Genomic DNA, 10,589 nt, shown 5'->3' on the forward strand with positions numbered 1-10,589 from the left:
CCGTGGCGGCATGGCCGCGCGCCTGGGCCAGTGCCGCCTCGGCATCGGCCGCCGTCTCGACCAGGAAGTGACGATCGACCAGCGCCCCGGCGGCGTCCGCGTCCAGCACCGGACGGCGCGGAACGTCCTCGCCGGTCTCCTCGAAGTGGCAGCGCAGGGCGTCGTGGCGCCGGACCAGCGCGGCCCAGGCCTGGCGCCAGGCGGCGTCATCCGGCACGGCGCCCGTGACCGTCAGGGCCAGCGCCATGGTGAAGGCGCGTGTGTCCAGCCCGGCGCCCTCCGCCACCCAGAACTCGCGTTGGCCTTCGGTGGCGCGATCGCTGCCGCGGCCGACCACCACCGTTTCGCCCTGGCCCAGCTGGGCCACGCGGCGGGCGAAGCCGCGCAGGGTGGGGTCGCTGAACAGTTCGCGCGCCGGCACCGGATGGCCGAATGCCTTCTCCAACTGGTGCGACACGGCGATGGCCAGCAGGCTGTGTCCGCCCAGGCGGAAGAAATCGTCCTCCCGCCCCACGGCGCCGCAGCCCAGCACATCCCGCCACGCCGCCGCGATGCGCTCCTCAACCGGCCCCTGGGGCGGGCCGCCGACCGGACCGGCGTCGGCCTGCGCGCCCGACAGGGCCAGCAGGGCGCGCAGGGCCACGCGGTCGATCTTGCCGGAGGGGGTCATGGGGATGGCGTCCACCACCAGCAACGCGGCCGGGATCATATAGGCCGGCAACCGACCGGCCAGGGTCTCGCGCCAGCCCTGGGCCAACCATTCGCGCGGACCGTCGGCCTGCGGGCGGACGAAGGCCCACAGGCTTTGGCGGCCGGGATCGCCATTGGGGGCGGCCTCCAGCGCCACGACGGCCTGGGCTACGGCAGGGTGGGCCTCCAGCGCCGCCTCGATCTCCCCCAACTCGATGCGAATGCCGTTCAGCTTGACCTGATGGTCGCGCCGGCCCAGCACCTCCAGCACCGGCAGGTCGCCGTCATGGCCGCCACGCCAGCGGCCCAGGTCGCCGGTGCGGTAGCGCCGCTGATCACCCTCACCGATGAAGGCGGCGGCGGTCAGGTCGGGGCGGTTGAGATAGCCCTCCGCCAGATTCAGGCCGCCCAGCCAGATCTCGCCCACCGCCCCGGGGGCCGCCAGGGTGCCGTCGGCGTCGCGGATCTCCACCAGGGTGTTGGGCAGGGGGCGGCCGGTGGCCAGCACGCCGTCCAGCCCAGCCACGGGCAGGGCGCCCATGGTGCTGGTGATGGCGTTTTCCGTGGGGCCGTAGGCGTTGACGTAGCGCAGGCGGTTGCCATAGCGCGCCACGTCACCAGCCAATGGCGCCTCGCCGCCCGTCACCAGGATGCGCACGCTGTCAGGCAGGGCGCCATCCAGCAGGCGCAGATAGGTGGGCGTCAGGTCGGCCACCGTGACACCGCGATCGCGGATAAGGTCCAGCAGGGCCGCCGGCCGCTCGATGACCTCCGCCGTCGCCAGGCACAGGGTGGCGCCGAACACCAGCGGCAAGCCGATGTCGGATAGGGATACGTCGAACGCCGGGGAGGCGAACATCAGCGTGCGGTCGTCAGCGGTCAGGCCATAGTCCTCGCCCACGCCAAGCAGGGTGTTCAGCAGCGCGGCATGGCTCACCCGCACACCCTTGGGCAGGCCGGTGGAACCGGAGGTGTAGAGGATGTAGGCGGTGTCGTTGGACCGCCCCTGTGGCAGGGCGATGTCGTCCTGGGCAGCCCGCTCCAGGGCCGCCAGCCCGTCCGCCGTCAGGTCCAGGATATGGGCCGCGCCCGCGTCGCGGGCCATGAACTCCCGCCGCTCCGGCGGCAGGTCGGCGGCCAGGGGCAGATACACCGCCCCGGCCTGCCAAAGGGCCAGCAGCACCGCCGGCAGGTCGGCGGCGCCGCGCGGCGCGACGACGGCGACCACGGTGCCCGGCGTCACGCCCTGGACCACCAGGCCGCGCGCCAGCCGGTTGGCGCGGCCCAGCAGCGCGGCGTAGGAAACCACGGCCCCGTCCGCCAGGATCAGGGCGGGATGCTCTGGCCGGGCGGCCGCTTGCGCGGCGATCAGGTCAACCGGGCGGGCATCGGGCCGGAAGACGGCCGAGCCCGCCTGCCAGCGCGCCAGCAGCGCTTGCTCGGACGGCAGCGCGGCGGGCACGGCGCCGTCCATGGCTGGATCGTCCGCCAGCCAGGCGGCCAAGTCCAGAAGGCCCTTCAACCAATGATGAGCGGTATCAACGTCATAGATGGCGGCGTTCATCTGCCACTTCAGCACCAGGCTGCCGTCCGGCAGGACCTCATGCGACAGCGCCATATCCTGGCCGGCCCCGTGGGGCGCCAGTTCATAGTGAATGCCCCCAGCCTCAACGGCGCTGAGTCGCGCCAGACCGGTAGCCGCCTGGCCGGCGTTACGCGTGCCGGTCAGGTCCGGCGTTTCGGTCACGACGATATCGAACAGGGGGAAGCGGGCGGGGTCGCGCAGGGCGGGGCGCTCGCGCCACAGATCGTGGCACAAGCGGGCGAAGGGATAGCGGGCGTGATGCAGCGCGCGCGCCAGCTCATTCCTTACGATATCAAAACGGTTGGCGAGATCCTGGTCGGGCGTCAGCTGGAAAGCGACCGGCACCAGGGTGACCGCATAGCCCACGGCCTCCGCCACCGCCGCATCCTCACGCAGGGATACGGTGCTGCCGATCAGGAAATCACTACGGCCAGTGCGGCGGAACACTTCCGACCCCAAGAGCGTCAGCATCAGGGCGTGCAGGCTGCCCTGGCCGCGGCGAGCCAGGCGGCGCAGGGCGTCGGCCTGATGGGCGGGCAACACCGCCTCCAGCCGGTGGCTGCGGGCGGGCGCATCCAGGCGGCGGGAATGGTCCAGGGACCACTCCGCGAATGCCGCGTCGGGCAGGGCCTGCAGGATCGCGCCCCACGCCTGGGCATCGCGGGCGGCGCCGGGGCCGGCCAGGTAGGCCACCTCTTGCCGGGCCAATGCCACGGCATCCACGGCGGGGCCCCGGAACTCATCCCCGCGCAACAGCGTGCCCAGGTCGCGCAGCAGCACCTCCAGCGAGGCGCCGTCGCCCACCGCATGGTGCAAGGCCAGCCAAAAAAGGGTTTCCCCTTCCGCGACCGTCACGACGCCAGCGCGGTACAGCGGTGCCTGGCGCAGGGACAGCGGCGTGCACTGACGGTCGCGGATGTGGGCCAGGGCCTCGGCGCGGTCGGTAACGGTGGTGAATTCCAGTTCCGCGACCAGAGCGTCCCCAGGGGCGGCCACATGCCGGTGCACCACGCCGTCCGCGTCGGCGGCGAAGGTCGTGCGCAGAGCGCCGTGCCGCGCCACCAGCGCGTGCCAGGCCGCGTTCCAGCGCGCCGCGTCCGGCGGTGGTCCCTCCACACGGCGGGTCAGCGGCATGGTGAAATGACCGGTGTCGAGGCCGGCGGCCTCCGCCAGCCAAAACTCCCGTTCGCCCAGCGTGGCCAGGGTGGGGTCCACATCGGCGATCGCGGCACTGTCCGCGACGATCTCCGTCTCCGCCAGACGGGAGGCGAATTGGGCGAGGGTAGGCGCAATGAACAGGTCGCGCGCCGGCACGGGGCGGCCCAGGGCCTGCGCCAACTGGTGCGCCATGGTCACGGCCAGCAGGCTGTTGCCGCCCAGAGCGAAGAAATTGTCCTCCCGCGCCACGCGGGGCTCACGCTCGGTCAGGCCCGGTGCCAGCAGGGTGGCCCAGACGCCAGCCACCGATTCCTCCAGCGCTGTCGCCGGGGGTGTGCGCGTCCCTTCCTCCAGGGCCGGCGCCAGGGCCAGCAGGGCGCGTCCGTCGATCTTGCCGCTGGCGGTGGTGGGGAGGGTGGCCACGGGAGTGTAGCTGGCCGGGATCATGTGCGCCGGCAGGCGGGGAGCCAACCAGACCTGCCATGCGTCGCGGGTGGGCAGGGCCTGGTCGTCCTTCGCCACCAGGAAGGCGCGCAGGGCCACGTGCCCGGCATCGGCGGAGATCAGGACGGCGGCCTGGTGCATCGCCGGATGGGTCAACAGGGCGGCCTCGATCTCGCCCAGCTCCACCCTTTGGCCGTGCAGCTTGACCTGCTGATCCATACGGCCCAGCAGTTCCAGGCGGCCATCGGCCGTCCAGCGGCCCAGGTCGCCGCTGCGGTAGGCGCGGCCCTGGTCCGTCATGACGAAACGGTCGGCCGTCAATGCGGGGTTGTTGAGGTAACCCCGGGCCACGCCGGCGCCGGCCAACCACAGTTCACCTACCTCACCTGGCGGCACGGGCATACCGTCAGCCCGGCGCAGGCTGACGCGGGTATTGGCCAGGGGGCGGCCGATGGACAACGGGCGCCGCGGGTCGGCATCGCCCTCCACCAAGCCGATCGTGACGATGATGGCGGTCTCGGTGGGCCCGTAGGCGTTCCAGAAGGCGAGGGGGGGGCCATGCCGGGCGGCATCGCCGTGGCGCGGCGCTTCGCCACCGGTGTTTAGGATACGCAGGCCCTGGAACGGCGTCTCGGCGCTGACCCGCAGGTATGAGGGGGCATGAAAGGCGCAGGTGACGCCCAGGCGGGTGTAATGGCGCTTCAGCGCCCAGGGATCATCGCGCAGCGCCGGGCTGATAGGCACCAGGCCGCCACCGTTCAGCAGCGCCATGCCCAGCTCCCAAGGGCTGGCGTCGAAGCCCGGGGTCGCCACCAGACTGGTACGGTCGGCGGGCGTCAGTCCGACCGTGCCGGCATGGGACAGGATGGTGTTGACGTAGCCGCGATGGGTGACGGCGACCCCTTTGGGCCGGCCGGTGGTTCCCGAGGTGTAGATGATATAGGCCAGGTCGTCCGGCCCGGCGCCGGCATGGTCCACGGTGGTGGCGGACGGCAGGGTGCCCGCGTCCAGCACGGGGCCGAGGCCCATCAGCAGGGCCGGCGGCGGTGTCCGTCCGTCCCCGGAGGGAACGGTGATCAGAACCTTGGCGCCCGCATCGGACGCCATGTAGGCCAGGCGCTCCGCCGGCAGGTCGGCGGCCAAGGGAAGGTAGACGGCCCCCGCCTTCCAGATGCCGAAAATGACGGCCGGCAGGGCCGGCGCGCAGTTGGTGAGGACGGCGACGACGCGATCCGGCCCCAGGTCCAGGGCCAGCAGGCGGTTGGCGACGCCGTTGGCGGCGGCATCCAGGTCGGCGTAGCTCTGGGTTTCCTCCAGGCTCACCACGGCCGCGGCGTCCGGCTGGCGCCGAGCCCAATCCTCGAACAGGACCTGGGCGCCGACGGCCGGCCGCTCTACGGTCGGGCCAGACTCCCACGCCGCCAGCGTCGCTGCCTCGTGCGCCAGCAGGGCCGGGGGCGACTGGCGCAGCCGGTCGGAATCGGCCACCAGCCATTCCGCCCAGGCCACCAGGCTGTCCAGCCAGGCTTGCGCCGTCGTGGCGGCATAGACGTCTGGATTCCAGTGCAGGACCAGGCGCAGATCATCGCTGGCCTGGTCATCGGCCGTCTCTGCCCATTCATAGCTGAAGGCCAGGTCCACACCGGCCAGCGGCGGCAGGCCCAAGCCGGGCAGGGGACGGCGTCGCACGCCATCCGGAGCACCTTCCGTGGCTGGGGGTGGGTTGGCCGTCAGTGTGATGTCGAACAGGCCAGGGCGTTCCGCCGCGCGGCGGCCGGGCCAGCGCTGCTGGAACTCCCGCGCGATCCAGCTACCGGGATAGCGGGCATGGGTCAGTGCGGCGCGCAGCGTGTCGCGGCTGTCCGCCAGCCGGCCGGTCAATGTGCCGTCCGAACCGGCGCCTAGCACCAGCGGCAGGACATTGACGTAATGGCCGATGGCGGTCTCAGCCCCCGAGGGGCGGATGGAAAAGCCACTGCCGATGATGACCCGCGGCCGGCCGCTGCGCCGTTGCGCCTCCCACCCCAGCAGGGCCAGCAGCAGGCCGTGCAGGCTGGTTTCCGCGTCGCGGGCCAGCCGGGCCAAGGCCCGGGCCGTGGCGGCGGGGATGATGGCGTGGCGGGGGGTGGCGGGCGTCTGTTGGGGCGTGGCGGGGCGGCTATAGTCGGTGGCGAGATCCGCCAGGATGTCATCGCCGGTCGCCGCCACGTCCAACTGGTCCCGCCAATAGCGCTGATCCGCCCCCCGCGCGGGGGAGGCCAGGTAGCGCGCCTCGGCCGTCGCGGCGGCCCGGATGCCGTGCGCGGCCGGGCCGGCGTCGTCGCCCCGCAGCCGGCGGGCCAGGTCGTCCTGCAACCGGCCCATGGCCAGGCCATCCACCACCGCGTGGTGCGCCACAACCCAGAACAGCAGGCGCCCTCCATCGGTGGGCAGGCGGATGAGGCCGGCCCGCGCCAGCGGCGCCTGGGTCAGGTCGAAAGGCTCGGCGACGGCGGCAGCCAAGCGGCTCCGTGCCTCTCCCTCGTCTGCACAATCCCAGAGAACCGGATCCGGTGCCGTCAGGTCAGCCACGGTGTGCCAATGGACGCCACCATCGGCCTGCTCTTTGAAGGCGGTGCGAAGGGCGGGATGGTCGGCGACCAAGCCGTGCCAGGCGGTGCGCCATTCCTCGACCGTGGCCCGCCCCGCCGCTTTTTCGAGCACCCGGACGACGTGATGCCCCACGCCCGCCAGGCCAAGGCGGTGGGCCAGCCAGAAATCGGCCTGGCCCACGGTGGCGGGTCCCTCGTCCTCTGCGCCGTCATCGTCGGTGACGGTTCCGCCGGCCGCCAGATGGGTCGCCAGGCTGCGCACCGTCAGGGTGGACAGCACGTCCTGGACCGTGGCCGCGTGGCCCAGCGCCTGCAGGCGCTGGGCCACCTCGATGGCGCGCAGGCTGGTACCGCCCAGGCTGAAGAAATTATCGTCGCGTAGAATGAGGCCCGGGCCCAGCACCGCCTGCCAGGCGCCGGCCACAGCCTGTTCCAAATCGCCCTGGGGCAGGGTGTCGGGCGTCGCGACACGGGCCGAGCGCTGGTCGCGGGCCAGCGTCAGCAGGGCCTGGCGATCGATTTTGCCGGCGCTGCTGGTGGGCAGACGGGGCAGGGTGATGACCCGCGCCGGCACCATGTAGGCCGGCAGCAGGGTCGCCAGATAGGCCGTCCAGTCGGTGCCGGGCGAAACCGTGCCGGCCACGAATCCCACCAGCCCGCCATCCGCCAGCACGACGCTGGCATGGGTGACGCCGGGATGTCGGGCCAGCGCGCGCTCGATCTCCGCCAAAGCCACGGCCTGGCCGGAGACCTTGACCATATCGTCGCGACGGCCCAGCGCCTCCAGCAAACCATCTTCGCGCCAGCGGCCCATGTCGCCGGTGCGGTACGCCCGGCCAAAGGCGGTGTCGACAAAGGTGCGCGCGGTCAAGTCCGGCTGGTTCAGATAGCCGGGCGACAAGCCCTCACCCAGGACATGGATCTCGCCCACCTCACCCGCGGGCACCGGGTTGCCCTCACCATCCAGGATGAGGACCCGGATGCCGGGGAACGGCCGGCCGCTAGGCAGGCGGTCGGCATCGGCCCAATCCTGCGGCGTGACGCGCAGCAGACAGATGGTACCGCACACCTCCGTCGCGCCATGCATGTTCCAATAGGCGACATGGGCACCATAGTGCACGGCGTCGGCGATGTTGGGCCGCTCCCCCGCCGTCATCAGGCAGCGCAGCCCGGCAGGCACGCGACCATCCAGCAACCGCAGGTAGGATGGGGTAAACGAGGCGACGCTGACCGCGTGACGCTCCATCAACGCCAGCAGGGCCACCGGATCATCCAGAAGAGCACGGGTGGCCGGCACTTGGGCTGCGCCCAAATACAGGGGCAGGCACAGCTCTCGAAAGCCCAGGATGAAGCCCGGCGCGCTGGACAGCAGGAAACGGTCGTCCTGGTGGAACCCCTGCGCCTGGGCGTGGCCGCGCGCCATATGGGCGATGCCCCCATGGCGGATCAGTACGCCCTTGGGCCGGCCGGTGGAACCGGAGGTGAACAGGATGGCGGCGATGTCGTCGGCCGTCCGCCGCGGGACCGACAAAGGGGCCGCATCGCGGGCTTCGGTGACCAGGACCGTGACCGGGTCGATCAACCCGCCGGACAGCCCAGCCAGCCGGTCCATGACCTCCACCGGCGGTACCAGGCTGTCCAAGGCCACGACGAAACGGATGGCCGCATCCTCCACCATGGCCAGCAGGCGGGCGGGCGGATGGTCGGCGGCCAGCGGCACATAGACGGCGCCCGCGCGCTGGATGGCAAGGAACACAAACGGGAGTTGTGCAGAGCGGTGCACAAATACCCCCACCGCCTCGCCCGGCGCCACGCCGCGGGCGGCCAGGGCGGCGGCCAGGACGTTCGCCTTTCGGTTGATATCGGCGGCGGACTGGATGCCGCCATCGGTCAGGATCGCCGGATGATGGGGGCGGCTTTGAGCATGGCCGTCAAAGGCCTGATCGATGGCGATGAAATGCTGAAGGTCGCGTGCAGGCCCCGTCATCGGTGACAGACCGACGTTTCTGATGGCTTTAGCGCCTAGAAGAGACCCGGGCATAGGGACACCATCGGTGAATTCTGGATGAATAGTCGGACACGGTAAAGAGACACCATCCGTTACGACGGGAGAATTCCCCGTCGTAACGGTCAAATTTAGAAATTTGTACACGCTACCCAATCGATATTCTAATTTATGAGTTGGTCTATTTTATTGATTTTCCGGAATATGTTGATCATCCATGAACGAATTAAGGCATTTATATAAATAAATCTTGATGTTTTACATAATGACGCTAAATCGGCAGGGGCGCCCCAGTATGTCGGCTAAGTTAACGATCAAGTTCATAAAAGTTGCATTAACATGGAACCGATGCCCGCACTAATGGGTGGCATGGGTATAGTGCGGCATGCTGAACATCACAAGGATTATTTCCCTGGCACGTTGTATCCAATAGCCTCAACGCACCTCACGCCAGCCGCGCAAGCGTGCGCCGGGATGGGATATCGGCGGCAACTGTGACGTGTAGCGGGGTGGAAAGGGGAGAGGGTGGGGGCCGCCGGCCCGGCGCTCAATCGCCGCTGCCGGGCGCGGTTTCCCGCATCCGCATGAGGACGGGAAGCACCAGCAGGGCGACCAGGGCGATCATGACGCCGGGAACCAAGGGCCAGGCCGTGCGGGTCACCAGCGCGTGGGCGATGAAGGGTGTCAGTCCGCCGAACAAGGCCGTTGCCCCGGTGGCCCCCAGCGCCAGGCCCGTCAGCCGCCCTTCGCCGGGAAACTGCTCGGCCGTCGCCACGGCACCCACCGCGCTGACACCGCCCGCCACAGCCGCCAGCAGGATGGCCCCGATCAAGGCCCGGCTGGTGGACCCACTCGCCATCAGCCAGAACAGGGGCGCCGGCAGCAGCGCGCTTCCCAAGGTGAGACCGATCAGCACGGGCCTGCGCCCCACGCGGTCCGACAGCGCGCCGATGGCCGGCGTCACGGCGATGACCGCCACGGCGGCGATGGTGGACAGCCACAGCGACATGTCTTCGCTCAGCGACCCTGTGGAGGTGAGGAAGGCCGGAACATAGGTGATGCCAACATAATAAGTGATCGATCCCAGCGCGGAGATGGCGAATGACCGGAAGATGCCTGCGCGATGATGGATGAGGGCGTAGGCCAGGGGCCGGGCCGGCGCCGCCCCGGCCGCAGCCTGCCGCTCGAAATCCGGGGACTCTTCCATGGCCGAGCGCGCTATCCAGACGCCACCCGCCAGCCCGGCCCCCACCAGGAAGGGGACGCGCCAGCCCCAGGACGCCAGGTCCGTCGCGTCCAACAGGTGCACGGTCAGCGCGGACATGCCGACAGCCAGCAGTCCGCCCACCTCGCTGGCCGCCGAGGCGCAGGAGGTGACCAGACCCCGCCGCCGCGGCTTGGCCCCCTCCAGCAGATAGGCGACGACGCCGGTATATTCCCCGCCCACCGAGAAACTCATGATACAGCGCAGCACCAGCAGCAGCCACCCGGCGGCGTCACCGATGGCCGCATAGGTCGGCAGCAGGGCCGTGGCCAGCATCGCCAGGCTCATCATGGCCATGGACAGCAGCATCATGCGCCGGCGCCCGAAGCGATCGCCGACGTGGCCGAACGCCACGGCCCCCAGCGGCCGCAGCAGGTAGGCGATGGCGAATCCCGCCAGCGCGGTGATCAACGACCCCTTGCCATCCCCGAAAAAGATGCGGGCGATGACGGGCGCGAAATAGAGGTACAGCGTGAAGTCGTACCACTCCACCACCGTGGACACCGCCGCGATCGCCATCGAGCCCGGGGAAACGGCTGAAGGAACGGCCGAGGAACCGCTTGGACTCGTCAGGGGCTCGGGCTTCAGGTCATCCACCGAGGTTCTCCACATCGCCGATCCAAGCCGCGCCGGTCCCGCGTCAGGGTAACGGCCCTGGCCTCAGCACTCCAGGATGGAAACCATTGAGAGCCCTGATAACCAAGGAAAGTCGCACTTCGTTTTTGAGTCCACCCCGCCTACACCCCGCCTACATACCTGTTTCAACCGGATAGAAGTGTCAGGGTGTCCCGCAAAGTAGAACTGTCAGTGCTGGGGGTGGGCGGGGAGCGGAGCCGAAGGCGCAGTGGACCG

2 protein-coding genes are annotated in these 10,589 nt (G+C 70.2%); both read right to left on the reverse strand.

All coding sequences use genetic code 11. From position 1 onward, the window contains the following. On the reverse strand, nucleotides 1–8,455 hold an 8,455-nt coding region (locus tag FBZ88_RS29975; RefSeq protein WP_186464670.1), incomplete at its 3' end, for a non-ribosomal peptide synthetase. 565 nt (nucleotides 8,456–9,020) lie between these two features. Continuing rightward, nucleotides 9,021–10,256 (reverse strand): MFS transporter, encoded by a 1,236-nt coding sequence (locus FBZ88_RS29980; RefSeq protein WP_145620651.1) that lies wholly within the window; start codon nucleotides 10,254–10,256, stop codon nucleotides 9,021–9,023. Nucleotides 10,257–10,589: the final 333 nt, after the last annotated feature.

Origin of the sequence: Nitrospirillum bahiense, assembly GCF_007828025.1 — a bacterium.
Taxonomy (GTDB): domain Bacteria; phylum Pseudomonadota; class Alphaproteobacteria; order Azospirillales; family Azospirillaceae; genus Nitrospirillum; species Nitrospirillum amazonense.